Below are 15,897 nucleotides of genomic sequence, written 5' to 3' on the forward strand. Positions count from 1 at the left end.
TAAAAGGCGGGGCCGCCTATCGGGAGCCATGCCACGACCGCGCGAGGAGTTCGACGACCTCCGGGCCTTCGAGTTCCGCGAACCCGAGGAGGTCCTCGACGACGACCAGATGTACACCGTCTACGAGATCGCTCGCCTCCTGCAGGGCGTCGACCCCGACCGGGAACTCGACGTCGATACCGAGAACATCCTGCTGGACTGGGCGATCCCGTGGATGCTCGACCACAGCGAGGCGTTCGTCTTCGCCGAACCGGACGACGATACCGAACCGGGCTACTACGGCCTCGAATAGCGATGCGACTGCTGGTCGCCGGCGCGAGCGAGGTCGACGCCGGCAAGACGACGTTCACGACCGGACTCATCGAACGAACCGGCGTTCGCGGCTACAAACCGCGGGCCGGCAACGACTACTGGTACGACCAGGACGACTACCGCGACGCGGTCGACCGCGGCCGTCTCTACGGCAAGGACGCGAAACGGCTCGCCGCGGCCGCGCCGGGCGACGTTCGGCCGGAAGCCATCAACCCGATACACCGCCTGTGGCTACCGACCCCCGGGAAAGGCAAGGGGCTGCTCGGACGCGAGGACCGGGCCTTCGTCGTCGACCGCGTGACACGCCGTGACGATGCCGAAAGGCACAACGCCCCGGGCCGTGACGGCGCCGACGAGTACGTCGTCAACGGTACCGTCACGGTTCCACCGGCCGCCGAACGGGCGTTCCCGCTCGATTCGGCGCCGACCGTCGAGTCGCTGCCGGCGCTGAACGACCTGATGGCCGAGAGACACCGGCCGGCGCTGGCGGCGCTCGGCGAGGAAATCGACACTCGGGCGGACGCCATCGTCGAATCATATTCCGATATCGCGCGGCCGCTTGCCGGCTTCGTTCCCGACGCCGTCGCAGTGGTCGAACCGCGGCGCTGTCGGGTCTACGACGGCGACCGCTACGCGAAAGCCTGCAAGGTCGCCAGCGGGAGCGCCCACGAGGGCCGCCTCGAAGAGCGAGTCGACCACGTCATCGAGTTGCTCGACCCGGTGGCGTCGGTGATGCTGCCGGCGCTATCGAGCAAAGAGCGGACCGACCTGCCGGTCGTCGCCGACGCCTATTCCGAAGCCTACGACGCGCTTATTGCGGCCGTTTGAGAGGGGTTACTGCCCCATCCGGGCCGCCTGTCCAGCGAGTTCGATGTGGTGGCGGGGGTTCGTCTCGACGGCGGGGCCGTGGCCGACGTACATCGCTGAAAGGGAGTCGTCCACCGATTCGAGCAGGTAGTCGATGCTCTCGACGAGCGTCGGGCGGTCGCCCTCCGGGAGGTCCGTCCGGCCGAAGCCGCCGTTGGCGAAGATCAGATCGCCCGCGAACAGCAGACCGTCGTCGGCCGAATAGAAGCAGAGGTGGTCCTCCTTGTGGCCCGGCGTGTGGAGCGCCCGATAGCCTCCGTCACCGATAGCGACCGTCTCGCCGTCGGCGATGGCGCGGTCGACGAGTTCGTGGTCGGGGTCGAAGCCCCACACCTCGACGTCGAAGGCATCGACGACGCTGGCGACGTTGCCGACGTGATCCGGGTGGGTGTGGGTGAGCACGAGCGCGTCGAGGCCGGTTCCGGCCGACTCGATGCGGTCGACGGCGTCGAAATCGTTGCCCGCGTCGACGAGGACGGTCCGGTCCCCATCGACGAGGAAGGCGTTGCTCGTGAAGGAGCGAACGCCCTGTGCGATGTTGCGAACGGTGGTCATCGACCGTCGGTTGGTCGCCGGCCCGTTTGTGCCTTTCCACGGCGCGCCGTCCCGACGGGGCGTTGTCGACTCCGAAACGGTCAAACGGCGAGGTGGCGTACCACGAGACGATCAAATGACGCTCACGAAGCGCATCATCCCCTGCATCGACGTCGACGTCGACGAGGAGGGCGAGGCCGCTGTCTACACGGGGGTCAACTTCGAGAACCTCGAATACACCGGCGACCCCGTCGAACTCGCCGAGAAGTACAACGAGTCGGGCGCCGACGAGTTCGTCTTCCTCGACATCACCGCCTCTGCCGAGGGACGGGAGACGATGCTCGATACCGTCTCCGCGGTCGCGGACGAGGTGTTCATCCCGTTGACCGTCGGCGGTGGCATCCGCACGAAAGCAGACATCAAGGAGACGCTCCGCGCGGGCGCCGACAAGGTCTCCATCACGACGGGCGCGCTCGAACGGCCCGAACTCATCACCGAGGGAGCCGAGGCCTTCGGCAGCCAATGTATCGTCATCAGCGTCGACGCCCGCCGCCGCTACGACGACGAGGGCGAACACTACTTCGAAGCCGACGGCGAGGACGTCTGGTTCGAGTGCACGAAGAAGGGCGGCCGCGAGGGTACCGGTCTCGACGTCATCGAGTGGGCCCGCGACGCCGAGGACCGCGGGGCCGGCGAACTCTTCGTAAACTCCATCGACCGCGACGGCACCAAGGAGGGCTACGACATCCCGCTTATAAAGGCGGTCTGTGACAACGTCTCGACGCCGGTCATCGCCTCCTCCGGCTGTGGCGGCCCCGAACACGTCTACGAGGTCTTCGAGGAGGCCGGCGCTGATGCGGCGCTTGCGGCTTCTATCTTCCACTTCGGCGAGTACACCATCGAGGAGGTCAAGGAGTACCTCGACGAGCGCGACGTTCCCGTTCGGCTCTGAGGGGTCGTGGCATCGACCACGACACAGTAGACCGCCGACGGAGACTGCTGGAACCGCCGGCGAGCAGTCCGCTTATGCTTCTCGTTCCCCTCCAGTAAACCGTGAAATGGCGGTGTACGTGGTGTGGGCGGGAACGCGACGAGAACGACTCGCCGTGTGAGACCTGCGGCCGCGAGGCGTTCGAACGGGTTTCGGAGGGCGGGTCACCGTTCGAGAGCGAATCGTTCGTCTGGGTCTGTGAGAACTGCGGCCGCGAACACGTCAAGAACGTCGGCATCTGTGCCCGGTGTAGCCAACCGGCCCTCCAGAAACGCGAACCCAAGGCGGCATTCAACGACGAACTCTCCGTTCCAGGGTATCTGGCGGTCGGTTGGCCCTACCTGCTGGGAGCGGCGGTCGTCGTCGCGGTGGTCGTGCTGGCGCTTGCCGGCGTCGTCCCGGTGCCGGGTCTCGGCGGGCCCCCGGCGCCACCGGATGCCCCCGGTGAGGGCGAACGGGCCGCCGGTCTCGACCTCCGGACCGTCGAGGACGAACTCCGCGACCGATTCGCCACCGAGCGCGGTACCGAACGTGCCCGCGACGACGGGCTGGACGCGCTGGCGACCTACGTCGTCCGCCACGAGGTCGCCCGCGACCATGACCCCGACTACGACGGTGAAATCCCCGACGTCCGGGAGTTCGGCCCCGCCTGTAGCGGGGAACTATCCGCCGGGGTGACCGAACTCGCTGTCGACCCCGGCGAGTACGACACCGAAGGCGCGCTGGCAAAAGGACTCGCCGATAGGCTCCTTGAGCGGGACGCCTACCGGAGCGTCGTCACGGACGATCGCGGCACCGAGGCCGTGGCTATCCACGTCGGTCCGGAAAACAGCGTCTACGTGAGCTATCTGGTCTGCTGATCAGACACCGTTCGTCGCTGGCGAGGCTATCCGTCGTGGAAAACGACCGGACAGCGACGAAAATCAGGCCGCGGACTGGAAGGCGTCGCGGAAGGCGTCGGTCTTCGATCTGACGCCGTCGGCGGCTGCTTCGAGGGCGTCGAGGGGTTCGATGCTGCCGTCGGTCTTGATGGTCACGATGGGGTCGGTCTGGCCACCGGACTGTTCGGGGTTCATGTCGTAGGTCGCCGCGGCAACGCCGTCGACCTCCAGCAGGGCGTCCTTGAGGACGTTCATGAAGGTGTGGTCTTCGTCCTGAATCTCGATGGACAGTTCGGTCTCCAGGTTCTCGATGACGCGCAGGTCCATTACGGGTACGTAGACCCATCAGCCGTATGAGCGTTACGAACCGGCGGGGCGCTCGGTCGGTGAGAACCGCCGAGGGTTTTTGCCGGATGCCGACGGGAAATTTGATATGGACATCGATCTCTCCGGCAAGACGGCCGTCGTAACCGGCGGCTCGCGTGGCATCGGGCGGGCGATCTCGCTGGGCTTTGCGGATGCTGGCGCCAACGTCGTCCCGCTGTCCCGAACAGAAGCGGCCGTCGAGGACGTCGTCGAGGAAGTCCGCGAACGCGGCGTCGAGAGCCGCGTCGAAACCCTCGACGTAGCGGATACCGACGCTGTCGAGGCTGTCTTCGAGCGTATCGACGACGACCTCGGTCTCGACGTGGTCGTGAACAATGCTGGCATCAATCCGGACTCGGCGCTCGGGACGCCTGAGGCGGTCTCCGACGAGGGTTACGAGCAGGTGATGGACGTCAACCTGGGCGGCGCCTTCGCCTGCGCTCGGGCCGCCGAAACGCCGCTGCGGGAGTCCGGCGGGTCGCTCGTCAACGTCGCGTCGGTCGGTGGGCTGGTCGGGCTTCCCCGGCAACACCCCTACGTGGCCTCGAAACACGGTCTCGTGGGCCTGACGAAGAGTCTCGCGCTGGATTGGGCGCCCGACGTCCGGGTCAACTGTCTCGCGCCGGGCTACGTGGCGACCGATCTCACCGAGGAACTGCAGGAAAACGAGGGGCTTCGACAGTCGATTCGGGACCGAACGCCGCTGGACCGTTTTGCCGACCCCGAGGAGATTGCGGGGCCGGCCGTGTTCCTGGCCAGCGACCTCGCCGCCTATGCGACCGGTGCGGTCTTCGCGGTCGACGGCGGGTGGACCGCGCGGTAAGTATTGCCAGCGCGCCTTCTTTTCGCTTGGCCAACCGGTTCGAACTGTACCGCAGATTTAAGGGGTATCTTCTGTAAGAGGGTACCGGACCAATGGTTAACAATGGCAAAAGTAGTCCGACAACGGACACATCTGGGTACCACGGCGTCGACCGCCGGACGTTTCTGAAGGCGACCGGTGCCGGTGCGGCCGGGACCGCGCTGGCCGGTTGTCTCGGTGATGGCGGCAATGGCAATGGCAACGGCGGCGGCGGTGGAGTCCCTGATACCATCACGCTCGGGGCCCTCGGCCCCTCGGACTCACCGATGGGCGACTCCATCTTCAAGAGCGCCGAACTCGCCGTCTCCGAGATCAACGACGACGGCGGTATCGCCGGCGCCGACGTCGAACTGTCCACCAAGGACACCAAGGACGACCCCGGGACGACCCGGCAGGTCTATCAGGAGCTAACGACCGGCGAAAACGTCGACCTCACGGTCGGTATCTTCGGCTCCGAGCAGTTGCTCTCTATCATGGGCAACATCTCCAACGCCCAGACGCCGCATCTGACGGCCGGCGCAGCAACGCCCGAGGCACCCCAGCGCGTCGCCGACGACTACGAGGCCAACAAGTACTGGTTCCGCGTCGGCCCGGTCAACTCCGTCCATCTCGGCGAACTCCAGATCCAGTTCGCCGTCGACAAGTTCGAGGACATGGGCTGGGACAAGGTCGCGTTCCTCGCGGAGGACTACAAGTGGACCGAGCCGATTACCAGCACTATCAAAGAGGAACTCGAGAGCAAGGCGGACATCGAGGTAACCGACGTCAAGCGTCTCTCCGAGGGGACCGAGGACTTCACCCCCGTCTACGACGAACTCGAAGAGGAGAACGTCGACGGGGCCTACACGGCGCTTGCACACATCGGGACGACTGCGCTCGTCCAGTGGGCCAAACAGCAGCGTGAGTTCGGCTTCGGCGGTATCCACGTCCCGACGCAGCTTCCGTCCTTCTACGAGGCGACGGAGGGCGCCGCCATCTCGACGTTCTCACAGACGACGGCGACGGCCAACTCCGAGGTCACCGACAAAACCGTCCCGTACGCCAGCGCCTACGAGGAAGAGTACGACAGCCTGCCGGTCTACACGGGCTACAGCGCCTACGACGCGGTCTACATCGCCAAGGAAGCCATCGAGTCGGCCGAGTCCGTCAACGGTGCCGACCTCGTCTCCACCCTGGAAGAGGACATTTCCTTTACTGGGACGTCCGGCGTCATCGAGTTCAACGGCCCCGACGAAGAGTTCCCCCACGACGTCCGGTTCGGCGAGGATTACGCACAGGGTGTGTACTTCCAGTGGCAGGCCAACGAGGACGGCGAGGGCGAACAGCGCGTCCTCTGGCCCGACCGACTCGCCGAGACCGAGTACCAGTCACCCCCCTGGGCATAATCGCTTATGGTAAGTGGACTCAACGTCGCTATCAACGTCTTGCTGCTCGGGGCGTTGTATTCGCTGATAGCCATCGGCTTCACCCTCATCTTCGGAGTCGGTGGAGTGTTGAACCTCTCCCACGGTGCGATAATCACCGTCGGAGCGTACACGGCGCACACCGTCGCAAGCGCCACCGGAAGCCCCGCTCTCGGTGCCGTAGCCGCTGCTGTCGGCGGCGGCCTGTTCTCGGTGGCGTTGTACAAGGGGATGATTCGAAAAGTGCGTCACAATCCGGTGACTGTACTCATCCTGACGCTGGTGGTGTCCATCATCGTCGAACAGGTGATGCTCATCGTGTTCGGGTCGCAAGCGCTTGCGGTCTCCGGACTTATAAGTGGACGACCCGAGATACTCGGGACGCGCATCGGCGCGAACCGAATCCTCGTGTTCGGTATCTCGTGGATTATTATCGGCGCCCTGTTCTACTTCGTCAACCGGACGAGAACGGGGAAGGCGATAATCGCCACGTCGATGTCGGAGAAGGGTGCTGCCCTCGTCGGTATCGACTCCGAGCAGATCTACACGTACACCTGGATTATCGCGGGCGTTCTCGCCGGACTGGCGGGAGTGTTCCTCGCGTCGTTCCAGACGGCTGCCCCACTTATGGGGCGGACACCGCTTCTGCTCTCCTTCGCTATCGTCGTCGTCGGCGGCCTCGGCTCCATCAAGGGCAGCGTCATCGGCGCCTACCTCATCAGCTTCCTCGACCAGATGACGGTGACGTTCGTCAGCACTCGGCTGGCGGGTGTCTCCGCTCTGGTCGTCCTCGTGGCGGTACTGCTCGTCAAACCTGAAGGCCTCTACGGCCGCGAACTGGTGGAAGAATAATGGCTGAACGTACTGAATCCGATATAAAATCGTGGGGCGAGTTGTTGAACCCGCTGGAGATGCGGCGACACCACCAGCTCGGCCTCGTCGGGCTCGTGGCGCTGTTCGTCCTACCGGCGGTCTTCCCGGCGATAACCACCCAGCAGTTCGCGTACGCGCTGTTCTTTGCGACGTTCGTGATGAGCTGGGACTTCGTCTCGGGGTACACCGGCGAGATATCGTTCGGTCACGGCCTCTTCTTCGGAGTCGGTGGCTACACCTCGGGAATGTTGAACATCCACATGGGAATCGACCCATGGATCGCGGCCCCGCTCGGCGCCCTCGCGGCGGCGATCGCGGGCTTGCTCATCGGGTTCCCGTCGCTGCGCGTGAAAGGGCCCTACTTCTCGCTTATCACGCTCGTTACCCCGATCATCCTCATCTCGGTGTTCCGGTTCTATCCGGACTGGACCGGTGGGGAACTGGGGCTTATCAGCGTCGGTAGCGTGGACAAGTTCGCGGCGCTGGGTCCGATTCCCTCACCCGGGTACGATCCGGTATCCGGGTACTACCTCGCACTGTTCGTCTTCCTCCTGTCGATGGGCATCTTCGTCGCGATAACCCGTTCCGACGCTGGCATGGTGTTCACCGCCATCCGCTCGGACGAGACGGCTCTGGCAGCGACGGGGAAGAACCCGGCGAAGTTCAAGCTGTTCGCGTTCGTCCTCTCGGGACTCATCGGTGGCTTCGCAGGCGCAATGTATGGCCACAGTGTCGGGAGCTTCACGCCCTCGGAACTGCTGGCACTCGTCATCAGTATCGAGGTCATCATCGCCGCCATCCTGGGTGGTATCGGAACCATCACCGGCGCGGCCATCGGTGGCCTCTTCTTCTACATGCTGCGGACGTACCTCCGCAACGTGGAGTTCGTCGTACCCATCGTCGAGACCTCGATCGGCGAGTTCTACTTCCTCGTGTTCGGTCTCGTGACGCTGGTGTTCCTCTTTTTCCTGCCGCAGGGAATCGTCCCACGGCTCGTACAGGAGGGCTACCAGCGGTTCGGCACCGAGGACGGCGAAGCGATAGCCGACGGCGGCAAGACGCAGGGAAGCCGCGTCGTCGAAGACTGGATCGACGAGCTACGAGCCATCCTCGGGGGTGACCGAAAGTGAGCAGCGAGATGGACTCCCCCGACCGAACCGCGGCGCCGAAAGAGGCGTCCTACGAACCCGACGACGGCGTTCTGGTGACCCAGAACCTCACGAAGAAGTTCGGGGGACTCGTGGCCGTCGACGACCTCTCCTTTGCGGTGCAGGAACAGGAGATTCTCGGCTTCATCGGCCCGAACGGTGCCGGGAAGTCGACGACGTTCAACTGCATCACCGGCCGGTATCCCCCGACCGAGGGGACGGTCTACTACCGCGGCGAGGACGTCACCGGTTCGACGGCCTACGGGATGGTCCAGAAGGGACTCGCCCGGACGTTCCAGGAGTTCCGGCCGTTCGACGACCGGACGGTCCTCGGTAATATCCAGACGGCGCTCATCCCGGACCAGCTGTTCTCGACGTCCGGCCTGAAAGGCGAGACTCGCGCGGAGGCCATAGAGGTCTGCCAGCGGGTCGGCCTCGGCGACGATATGTACCGTATGCCGGACGAACTGGCCCACGCGGGCATGCTACGCCTAGAACTCGGTCGGGCGATGGCGACCAGACCGGACGTGTTGCTCGTCGACGAGCCGTTCGCCGGCCTCGCCGAACAGGAGATCGAACAGATCTCCGGGCTACTCCAGGAGCTTCGCGACGAAGGCACCACGCTCATCGTCGTCGACCACAACATGCGAGGGCTGCTCGAGCTGATCGACCGCGCTATCGTCATCACCTTCGGGGAGAAAATCGCCGAGGGGACGCCCGAGGAGATTACCAACGACCCCCTCGTGCAAGAAGCGTACCTCGGCAGCGAAGGCGCGTAGTCCTTCACGCTCGTTTTCAGGAATTGTAATTAAATTGGATATTTCTGACTTCAGATGTTAGTCGTAGGACGACCTCCGACAAACACTGGTCAGGTGGTCGGCAACACTTTAGACGCTGGCCTTGCATGTCGGAGTGTATCATGAGTGACGCAGCGACCCTCGATATCGAGGACGGCATCGCGACGATTACGCTCAACCGCCCGGACAACCGCAACGCGCTCTCGGCGGACATGTCCGGCGCCATCGTCGACGCGGTCGACGAGGCCGAGGCAAGCGACGACGTGCGCTGTCTCGTGGTCACGGGCAAGGAGGGAACCTTCTGTGCCGGCGGCGACGTCAACTCCATGGTCGAGTTGATGAGCGACGAGGCCGAACTCCACGAGGCCGTCGAGAACATCCAGCACGACACGAGCCGTGCCATCCAGCGCATCGCCGAGTTCCACCTGCCGACGGTCGCCAAGGTCGACGGCGTCGCCTACGGCGCCGGTGCGAACCTCGCTATCGCCACGGACATCACGCTGGCCTCCGGCGATGCGAGCATCTCCTTCGGCTTCCGACAGGTCGGCCTCGCCGTCGACACCGGCACGTCCTACCTGCTGCCCCGCGAGGTCGGCCTCAGCAAGGCCAAGGAACTCGTCTTCACCGGCGAGCTGTTGGACGCCGAGGACGCCGAGGACCTCGGACTCTTCAACCACGTCTTCGAGGAGGACTTCGAGGAACAGGCCGCGGAGTTCATCGAACCCATCGCCACGGGGCCGACCATCGCGCTCCGGAACTCGAAGCAGGCGCTCAACCAGGGGTTCAACGCCTCCCTGAAGGAAGCCCTCGACAACGAGGCGTCGGCGCAGGCGGCCGTTTTCGCCACCGACGACCACGAAGAAGGGGCGACCGCGTTCATGGAGGGCCGCGAGCCCGAATTCAAGGGCGAATAGTTCGCGCCGATATATCCTGAATTAACGCTGTTCGACAAGAGGGGCAATCTATTTTGCAACGGAAGCCTACGTTCCGTGCATGTCCTTTCAGCTCAACGCTGAGCACGAGGCGATTCGCGAGGCCGTTCGCGAATTCGGGCAGAAAGAAATAGCTCCCGTCGCACGTGAGCATGACGAGGAACACAAATATCCCGAGGACCTGCGCCGGCAGGCCGCGGAACTGGATTTCGTCTCCCCGCACATCCCCGTCGAGTACGACGGCGCGGGCATGGGCGCCATCGGCCGCACCATCGTCACCGAGGAACTGTGGCGTGCTGACCCCGGCATCGGCTCGGCCATCGGCTCGGCCGGGTTCGGCTCCTCGATGATCCTGGAGTACGGCGACGAGTGGATGAAAGAGGAATGGCTGCCGAAGATCGCCAACGGCGAAGCGGCCTCCTGTTCCTGCATCTCCGAGCCGGCACACGGTTCGAACGTCGCCGGCATCGAGACCCACGCCGAACAGGACGGCGACGAGTACGTCCTCAACGGCAACAAGATGTGGATTACCAACGGGACGGTCGCCGACGTCGCCGTCGTCATGACCAAGACCGACCCCGACGCCGAACCGCCGCACCGCGGCATCACCGCCTTCCTCGTCCCCACCGAGAAGGACGGCTTCAAGCCGACGAAGATCGACAACAAACTCGGCATCCGTGCGTCGGACCTCGCCGAGGTCGTCATCGACGACGTGCGCGTCCCCGAGGAGAACATCATCGGCGAGAAGAACAAGGGCTTCTACCAGCTCATGGACTTCTTCGCGTCCGGTCGAACCAGCGTCGCCGCACAGGCTGTCGGCGCCGCACAGGGCGCGCTCGACGCCGCCATCGACTACGCCAACGACCGCGAGCAGTTCGGCCAGAAGATCAAGGAGTTCCAGGCCATCGAACACAAGATCGCCGAGATGGCGACGAACCTCGAGGCGGCCCGCTCGCTGACCTACCGTGCGGCCTCCCACGTCGCAGAGGACAAGGACGATACTGCGGTCCGTCTGGCCTCGATGGCGAAACTGTTCGCCTCCGAGAACGCCGTCGACATCGCCGACGAGGCGATTCAGGTACACGGCGGCGCGGGCTACGTCTCCGACCACCCCGTCGAGCGCATCTACCGTGACGCCCGCATCACGAAGATCTACGAGGGGACCAGCGAGATCCAGAAGAACATCATCTCCGACCGGCTCCTATGAACCACGAGGAATGGACCGACGCGCAGTCGGAGGCGACCGTCACCGTCGACGGCCACGAGTTGTCCGTGGCCTACTACGACAGCGAGGCGCAGAGCGCCTCGGAAAGCTCGAACGGGGAGCAGAGCGACCCGCGAGAGGACGGTCCCGACGAGCCCGAGGACACGCTCGTCTTCGTCCACGGCGTCCCGACGTGGTCGTTCCTCTGGCGTGACGTCGCGCCCGCCTTCGCCGACGACTACCGGGTCGTCGTCCCCGACATGCTCGGCTACGGCAACTCCGCGAGCCACGACGGCTTCGACCGCTCGATTCGCGCCCAGGAGGCGATGCTGTCCGAACTCCTCGATACGCTCGGTGAGGAGTCGGTGACGCTCGTCGCCCACGACATCGGCGGCGGTGCCGCGCTCCGACTCGCGGCCCACTCGCCCGAGCGCGTCCACCGCCTCGTGGCCTCGAACATCGTCTGCTACGATTCCTGGCCGGTCGAGTTCATCGCCGACCTCGGCCTGCCGGGAACCGAGGAACTGGACGACGAGCAGTTCGAATCCAAACTCGATTTCGCCTTCGCCGACGGTGCCTACGGCGAGGCAGACCCCGAATTCGTCGAGGGGATGAAGGCACCGTGGCTCCGCGAGCACGGCAAGCGTGCCATCTCGCGGGCCGCCGTCGCCACGAACACCAACCACACGATGGAGATCCCCTACGACGCCATCGACGCCGAGGTGCTGTGTCTGTGGGCGACAGACGACGTCATGCAGCCGGTGCAGTACGGCCACAAACTCGCCGAGGACCTCGGCGGTGATGTCGTCGAACTCGACGACGCCTACCATTGGGTTGTCGAGGACCAGACAGAAACCTATCGGGAGGAACTACGGCGGTTCCTCACCGAAAGTGACACATTTGAGGGGGCTGAGTAGCCGCTCATGGCATCGAGTGACGCCCCTAGCTGGGAGTTCAAAGAGCGCGACGTGCTGGTCCTTCGGGAACTCTCTCGGGACCCACAGCTGTCCTCTCGGGACCTCGCTCGCATCCTGGACGAGAAGTACGACATCGACGTTTCCCACGTCACGGTCTCCGAATCCATCCGTGGTATGCGCGAAGAGGGCGTCTTCCGGGAAGCGATCATCCCCAACGAGGAGTATTTTCACTTCGCCCTCTTCGAGTTCAAGTTCAACCCGGAGAACTTCGACGAGCAGTGGCGTCCGGCGATGGAGTTCATCCGCGATTCGCCGAACACCCTGTTCTACTTCCTCTCGGATGGGGAATATCAGTGGAAGTCGGTCATGATGTTCTCGACTCGGGAGGCTCAATCCCAGTGGATTCACGACTTCTACAAGGAACACGGCGACATCGTCCACAACCTCCGCAACTCCGTCGTGACGAACGTACTGAAGTTCCGCACCGATCCCGAGATCCTCGAGAGCCTCCACGAATCCGAAGACTGACGTGATGGGCGAGGACGGCGACCCCCCTTTCGGTGGTCGCGCTCGTGGTCGGCTCGCTCGCCTTCGTCTTCGCCGCCGTACTGGTCGCAGTCCAGTTCGCCGGCCGTCCGGAGAGCGTGTTGACCCTGCCGCTCGTCGTCGCGGCCCCGGTCGCCCTCGCGGCGCTGTACTGGTATCTTCGCTACGCGTAGGGGTGGCCTTTTTGCGGGACCGTCCGTAGGGAGGGGCATGTCTGATGGAGACTCCCCGCTCGCCGGACGTGTTCCTGCCCCCGTGGTAGCGGTGGCCGTCGTCGTTGGCCTCGTGGCATTGGCCTTCGTCGGCGGTAACGCGCTGGCGGTCGTGCTCGGCCTCGCACTCTCGGTGGCGGGCGTCGAACTCACGCCGCGACGGGCGGTCGTCCTCTCGGTGCTGACGCTGCAACTGGTCGCTTTCACCGCCGTCTCGGTCGGCTACCTCCGTTATCGGGACCGCACGCTCGCCGATATCGGCCTTCGGGTCCCCTCGCTGGAGGGCTGGATCGCCCTCGGGGCCGGCTACGTCGGTATGGTCGTCGTGTGGCTTTCGGGTGCCATCGCGACCTTCGTCATCGCCTCCCGACTCGGCATCGAGCGCCAACAGCAGGGCATCATCGAGGTGGCCCAGCAGGACCCGCTAATCTTCGTCCTCATCGGCGTGCTCTCCCTGCTCATCGTCGGGCCGGCCGAGGAGTTGCTGTTCCGCGGCATCGTCCAGTCGCGCCTGCGTGAGACGTTCGGGCCGGTCGTCGGCGTCGGCACCGCGACGGTGCTTTTCGCTTTCGCCCACATCACGGGTTTCCTGCCGGGGGACATCGGCGGCGCGTTGCTCGGCGTCGTGGTCCTGTTTCTGGTCGGCCTCGTGCTGGGCGTCGTCTACGAGTTCACGGATAACCTCGTCGTCGTCGCGATCATCCACGGCCTGTTCAACATGACGCAGGCGGCCTTCGGCTACATCGGGGTCCGTTTCGGGGACGCGGAGACGGCCGCCATCGCTGTTCGCGGCATCGCGGCGGTCGTTGGGATATAAAAGAGCGCGTCCGTCTCATACGGATCGTTGTCGTCATTTATCGGTCATCACCGGTGCGCATCGGCGATGACCGGTACATCGTTACAATAACCCGTATCAGGCCAGCGCGGAGCCGGCGCGGATGATGGTCTCCTCGCCGAAGGCAGGGCCGACGAGCTGGAGGCCGACCGGCCCCTCGTCGGTCTCGCCTGCGGGGACCGAAATCGCGGGCAGGTTCGCGAGGTTGACGGGGACGGTGTTGGCGTCGGCGAGGTACATCTGGAGGGGGTCATCGAGGCTCTCGCCCATCCGGAAGGGTGGGACGGGCATGGTCGGCGAGGCCAGCACGTCGACGTTCTCGAAGGCCGCATCGAAGTCCTGTTTGACCCACGCACGGGCGTCCTGGGCCTGCTTGTAGTACTTGTCGTGGTAGCCGGCCGAGAGGGCGTACGTGCCCAGCAAAATCCGGCGTTTGACCTCCTCGCCGAAGCCCTCCTCGCGGGCCGCGGCGAACGAGTCGTTCCAGTTGCCCTCGCTGCCGCCCGACTTGCCGTAGCGGACGCCGTCGAAGCGCGCGAGGTTCGAGGAGGCTTCGGACATCGCGATGACGTAGTAGGCCTGGACGGCCGTCTCGACGGAGGGAAGCGACACCTCTTCGGTGGTCGCGCCCTGCGCGCGGAGGTCCTCGAGGGCGGACTCGAAGGTCTCGCGGACGCCCTCGTCGGCGCCCTCCAGCAGTTCGGTCGGCACGCCGACCGTGAGGCCGTCGACGTCGCCGTCCGCGGCGGCGGCGTAGTTCGAGTCGGCGCCTTCCTCGCGGGTAGTCGCGTCGTTCTCGTCGGGGCCGGCGAGTACGTCGAGCGCTTCGGCGGCCGCCTCGACGGTCGGCGCCAGCGGGCCGATCTGTTCCAGCGAGTTGGCGTAGGCGACCAGCCCGTAGCGGGAGACGAGCCCGTAGGTCGGCTTGATGCCGACGACGCCACAGAAGGCGGCGGGACAGCGGACCGAGCCGCCGGTGTCGGAGCCCAGCGCCACGTCTGCCTCGCCGGCGGCGACGGCGGCGGCCGAGCCTCCGGAGGAGCCGCCGGGGACGCGGCCCTCGGCGGCGGGGTTTTCGGTCGGACCGAAGGCGGAGGTCTCGGTGGTCGTCCCCATGCCGAACTCGTCCATGTTGGTCTTGCCGACGATGGTCGCACCAGCTTCCTTGAGGCGCTCGACGACGGTGGCGTCGTAGGGCGGGACGTAGTCTTCGAGCATGTTCGACCCGCAGGTGGTGCGGACGCCTGCCGTCGAGATGTTGTCCTTGACGGCAACGGTGACGCCCGAGAGGGGGCCGTCGTCGGCGCCCTCGACGGTCTCTTCGGTGATGAAGGCGTTGTAGCTCATTACGATACCTTCGGCCCCTTGAAGTAGCCGTCCTCGGTCTCCGGTGCGTTCTGGAGGGCCTCCTCCTGAGTGAGGCCGTCGCGGACCTCGTCGGGTCGCATCACGTTGGCCAACTCCGGTTCGCCCTCGGTTTCGGGCACCTCGTCGAGCGCCTCGAAGTACTCGAGGATGTCGGCGAACTGCTCGGTGAACCGGTCGACCTCCGATTCGTCGAGGTCGACGCGGGCCAGCGAGGCGATATGGCGGACTTCCTCCTCGTCGACGGTCATGGTCGGTTGTGGGCGTGGGGTGTCACTAAGGGTTTCGAATACCCCCTCTCGTGGCGTCCGCTCCCGCACGACAGTTGTTCGTCGTGACTTATTTAAACAGACGCCCTCACTCGACGTCACTTCCGGGCACCAGTACCAAACGGTTCGAACGGGCGATAGAGGTCTGGAAACCCGGCGTTCGGAATATTCCTCGGCCCAAATATTTAAGTCGGTGACGCGACAACAGATTAATAGCGCAGTTCCTCCATTAACTGCCGTTTGTTCAAAATGACTGACAGTACCGTCAGACGTTCCCAGCGCGAGGAAGAGGAGGAAGCTACCGAAGAGAACGACGAGTCCGAACTGGTATGTCCGGAGTGTGGCGGGTCGCTCCGGGCGGATACCGAACACGGCGAGACCGTCTGTAGCGAGTGTGGTCTCGTCGTCGACGAGGACGAGATCGACCGCGGGCCGGAATGGCGCGCCTTCGACAGCGCCGAGAAGGACGAGAAGTCCCGCGTCGGCGCTCCGACCTCGAAGATGATGCACGACAAGGGGCTGTCGACCAACATCGGCTGGCAGGACAAGGACGCCTACGGCAACTCCCTGTCGAGCAAGCAAC

General features: G+C 64.9%; 20 protein-coding genes. 16 read left to right on the forward strand and 4 right to left on the reverse strand.

Annotated features, from left to right (window positions below):
• Positions 1-28 precede the first annotated feature (28 nt).
• Together V5A53_RS06950 and V5A53_RS06955 are read left to right on the forward strand one after the other, a co-directional pair.
• Positions 29-292, forward strand: coding sequence for a DUF5827 family protein (locus V5A53_RS06950; RefSeq protein ID WP_332312860.1), 264 nt, complete (start codon positions 29-31; stop codon positions 290-292).
• A 2-nt stretch (positions 293-294) separates the two neighbouring features.
• On the forward strand, positions 295-1,140 hold the full coding sequence (locus V5A53_RS06955) for an ATPase (RefSeq protein ID WP_332312861.1): 846 nt from the start codon (positions 295-297) through the stop codon (positions 1,138-1,140).
• 6 nt (positions 1,141-1,146) lie between these two features.
• Here the strand turns inward: V5A53_RS06955 and V5A53_RS06960 are convergent, their stop codons facing one another.
• Positions 1,147-1,734: an MBL fold metallo-hydrolase gene (locus tag V5A53_RS06960; RefSeq protein ID WP_332312862.1), complete on the reverse strand. Its 588-nt coding sequence runs from the start codon at positions 1,732-1,734 to the stop codon at positions 1,147-1,149.
• Between the two features lie 115 nt (positions 1,735-1,849).
• Here V5A53_RS06960 and hisF point away from each other — a divergent pair, with 115 nt between their 5' ends.
• Both hisF and V5A53_RS06970 read left to right on the forward strand, forming a co-directional pair.
• Entirely contained in the window at positions 1,850-2,665 is an 816-nt protein-coding gene (gene hisF / locus V5A53_RS06965) for an imidazole glycerol phosphate synthase subunit HisF (protein WP_332312863.1), read from the forward strand.
• A 101-nt stretch (positions 2,666-2,766) separates the two neighbouring features.
• Positions 2,767-3,564, forward strand: a complete 798-nt coding sequence (locus tag V5A53_RS06970; RefSeq protein WP_332312864.1) for a hypothetical protein — start codon at positions 2,767-2,769, stop codon at positions 3,562-3,564.
• Positions 3,565-3,627: 63 nt separating this feature from the next.
• On the opposite strand, the gene V5A53_RS06975 is transcribed toward V5A53_RS06970, so the two are convergent.
• Positions 3,628-3,912 carry a DNA-directed RNA polymerase subunit L gene (locus tag V5A53_RS06975; RefSeq protein ID WP_332312865.1) on the reverse strand — a complete coding sequence of 95 codons (285 nt, stop codon included), beginning with the start codon at positions 3,910-3,912 and terminating at the stop codon, positions 3,628-3,630.
• A gap of 106 nt (positions 3,913-4,018) precedes the next feature.
• Here V5A53_RS06975 and V5A53_RS06980 point away from each other — a divergent pair, with 106 nt between their 5' ends.
• From V5A53_RS06980 to V5A53_RS07030, 11 genes are all read left to right on the forward strand, one after another.
• On the forward strand, positions 4,019-4,774 hold the full coding sequence (locus V5A53_RS06980; RefSeq protein ID WP_332312866.1) for an SDR family NAD(P)-dependent oxidoreductase: 756 nt from the start codon (positions 4,019-4,021) through the stop codon (positions 4,772-4,774).
• Between the two features lie 92 nt (positions 4,775-4,866).
• Positions 4,867-6,198: an ABC transporter substrate-binding protein gene (locus V5A53_RS06985; RefSeq protein ID WP_332312867.1), complete on the forward strand. Its 1,332-nt coding sequence runs from the start codon at positions 4,867-4,869 to the stop codon at positions 6,196-6,198.
• Between the two features lie 6 nt (positions 6,199-6,204).
• Complete coding sequence (locus V5A53_RS06990) at positions 6,205-7,068, forward strand: branched-chain amino acid ABC transporter permease (RefSeq protein WP_332312868.1); 864 nt, start codon at positions 6,205-6,207, stop codon at positions 7,066-7,068.
• Complete coding sequence (locus V5A53_RS06995; RefSeq protein ID WP_332312869.1) at positions 7,068-8,219, forward strand: branched-chain amino acid ABC transporter permease; 1,152 nt, start codon at positions 7,068-7,070, stop codon at positions 8,217-8,219. Before V5A53_RS06990 ends, V5A53_RS06995 begins: the two co-directional genes overlap by 1 nt.
• Positions 8,216-9,016: an ABC transporter ATP-binding protein gene (locus tag V5A53_RS07000; protein ID WP_332312870.1), complete on the forward strand. Its 801-nt coding sequence runs from the start codon at positions 8,216-8,218 to the stop codon at positions 9,014-9,016. The genes V5A53_RS06995 and V5A53_RS07000 overlap by 4 nt, the downstream gene beginning before the upstream one ends.
• A 140-nt stretch (positions 9,017-9,156) precedes the next feature.
• Positions 9,157-9,948, forward strand: coding sequence for an enoyl-CoA hydratase/isomerase family protein (locus V5A53_RS07005; protein ID WP_332312871.1), 792 nt, complete (start codon positions 9,157-9,159; stop codon positions 9,946-9,948).
• 79 nt (positions 9,949-10,027) lie between these two features.
• On the forward strand, positions 10,028-11,173 hold the full coding sequence (locus tag V5A53_RS07010) for an acyl-CoA dehydrogenase family protein (RefSeq protein ID WP_332312872.1): 1,146 nt from the start codon (positions 10,028-10,030) through the stop codon (positions 11,171-11,173).
• On the forward strand, positions 11,170-12,087 hold the full coding sequence (locus V5A53_RS07015; protein ID WP_332312873.1) for an alpha/beta fold hydrolase: 918 nt from the start codon (positions 11,170-11,172) through the stop codon (positions 12,085-12,087). The genes V5A53_RS07010 and V5A53_RS07015 overlap by 4 nt, the downstream gene beginning before the upstream one ends.
• 6 nt (positions 12,088-12,093) lie before the next feature.
• Positions 12,094-12,615, forward strand: a complete 522-nt coding sequence (locus V5A53_RS07020) for an Lrp/AsnC family transcriptional regulator (RefSeq protein WP_332312874.1) — start codon at positions 12,094-12,096, stop codon at positions 12,613-12,615.
• 32 nt (positions 12,616-12,647) lie between these two features.
• A complete protein-coding gene (locus V5A53_RS07025) occupies positions 12,648-12,806 on the forward strand; it encodes a hypothetical protein (protein WP_332312875.1) in 159 nt (52 codons plus the stop codon).
• Between the two features lie 37 nt (positions 12,807-12,843).
• Positions 12,844-13,662, forward strand: a complete 819-nt coding sequence (locus V5A53_RS07030; RefSeq protein WP_332312876.1) for a CPBP family intramembrane glutamic endopeptidase — start codon at positions 12,844-12,846, stop codon at positions 13,660-13,662.
• 96 nt (positions 13,663-13,758) lie between these two features.
• On the opposite strand, the gene gatA is transcribed toward V5A53_RS07030, so the two are convergent.
• Both gatA and gatC read right to left on the reverse strand, forming a co-directional pair.
• Positions 13,759-15,027 (reverse strand): Asp-tRNA(Asn)/Glu-tRNA(Gln) amidotransferase subunit GatA, encoded by a 1,269-nt coding sequence (gatA, locus tag V5A53_RS07035; protein WP_332312877.1) that lies wholly within the window; start codon positions 15,025-15,027, stop codon positions 13,759-13,761.
• Positions 15,027-15,296, reverse strand: a complete 270-nt coding sequence (gene gatC, locus V5A53_RS07040) for an Asp-tRNA(Asn)/Glu-tRNA(Gln) amidotransferase subunit GatC (RefSeq protein WP_332312878.1) — start codon at positions 15,294-15,296, stop codon at positions 15,027-15,029. The genes gatA and gatC overlap by 1 nt, the downstream gene beginning before the upstream one ends.
• Positions 15,297-15,563: 267 nt before the next feature.
• Here gatC and V5A53_RS07045 point away from each other — a divergent pair.
• The coding region (locus V5A53_RS07045; RefSeq protein ID WP_332312879.1) for a TFIIB-type zinc ribbon-containing protein at positions 15,564-15,897 on the forward strand (334 nt) is incomplete at its 3' end.

The sequence above is a fragment of the Natronomonas sp. genome (assembly GCF_036625485.1).
Lineage (GTDB): Archaea > Halobacteriota > Halobacteria > Halobacteriales > Haloarculaceae > Natronomonas.

Bases quoted from the DNA above. Each gene is read 5' to 3' on its own strand.
- V5A53_RS07030 (WP_332312876.1), top strand. From the start codon at position 12,844: ATGTCTGATGGAGACTCCCCGCTCGCCGGACGTGTTCCTGCCCCCGTG.
- V5A53_RS07015 (WP_332312873.1), top strand. From the start codon at position 11,170: ATGAACCACGAGGAATGGACCGACGCGCAGTCGGAGGCGACCGTCACC.
- V5A53_RS06950 (WP_332312860.1), top strand. From the start codon at position 29: ATGCCACGACCGCGCGAGGAGTTCGACGACCTCCGGGCCTTCGAGTTC.
- V5A53_RS06975 (WP_332312865.1), bottom strand. From the start codon at position 3,912: ATGGACCTGCGCGTCATCGAGAACCTGGAGACCGAACTGTCCATCGAG.
- V5A53_RS06955 (WP_332312861.1), top strand. From the start codon at position 295: ATGCGACTGCTGGTCGCCGGCGCGAGCGAGGTCGACGCCGGCAAGACG.
- V5A53_RS06980 (WP_332312866.1), top strand. From the start codon at position 4,019: ATGGACATCGATCTCTCCGGCAAGACGGCCGTCGTAACCGGCGGCTCG.
- V5A53_RS07010 (WP_332312872.1), top strand. From the start codon at position 10,028: ATGTCCTTTCAGCTCAACGCTGAGCACGAGGCGATTCGCGAGGCCGTT.
- gatA (WP_332312877.1), bottom strand. From the start codon at position 15,027: ATGAGCTACAACGCCTTCATCACCGAAGAGACCGTCGAGGGCGCCGAC.
- V5A53_RS06990 (WP_332312868.1), top strand. From the start codon at position 6,205: ATGGTAAGTGGACTCAACGTCGCTATCAACGTCTTGCTGCTCGGGGCG.
- V5A53_RS06995 (WP_332312869.1), top strand. From the start codon at position 7,068: ATGGCTGAACGTACTGAATCCGATATAAAATCGTGGGGCGAGTTGTTG.
- gatC (WP_332312878.1), bottom strand. From the start codon at position 15,296: ATGACCGTCGACGAGGAGGAAGTCCGCCATATCGCCTCGCTGGCCCGC.
- hisF (WP_332312863.1), top strand. From the start codon at position 1,850: ATGACGCTCACGAAGCGCATCATCCCCTGCATCGACGTCGACGTCGAC.
- V5A53_RS07020 (WP_332312874.1), top strand. From the start codon at position 12,094: ATGGCATCGAGTGACGCCCCTAGCTGGGAGTTCAAAGAGCGCGACGTG.
- V5A53_RS06960 (WP_332312862.1), bottom strand. From the start codon at position 1,734: ATGACCACCGTTCGCAACATCGCACAGGGCGTTCGCTCCTTCACGAGC.
- V5A53_RS07005 (WP_332312871.1), top strand. From the start codon at position 9,157: ATGAGTGACGCAGCGACCCTCGATATCGAGGACGGCATCGCGACGATT.
- V5A53_RS06985 (WP_332312867.1), top strand. From the start codon at position 4,867: ATGGTTAACAATGGCAAAAGTAGTCCGACAACGGACACATCTGGGTAC.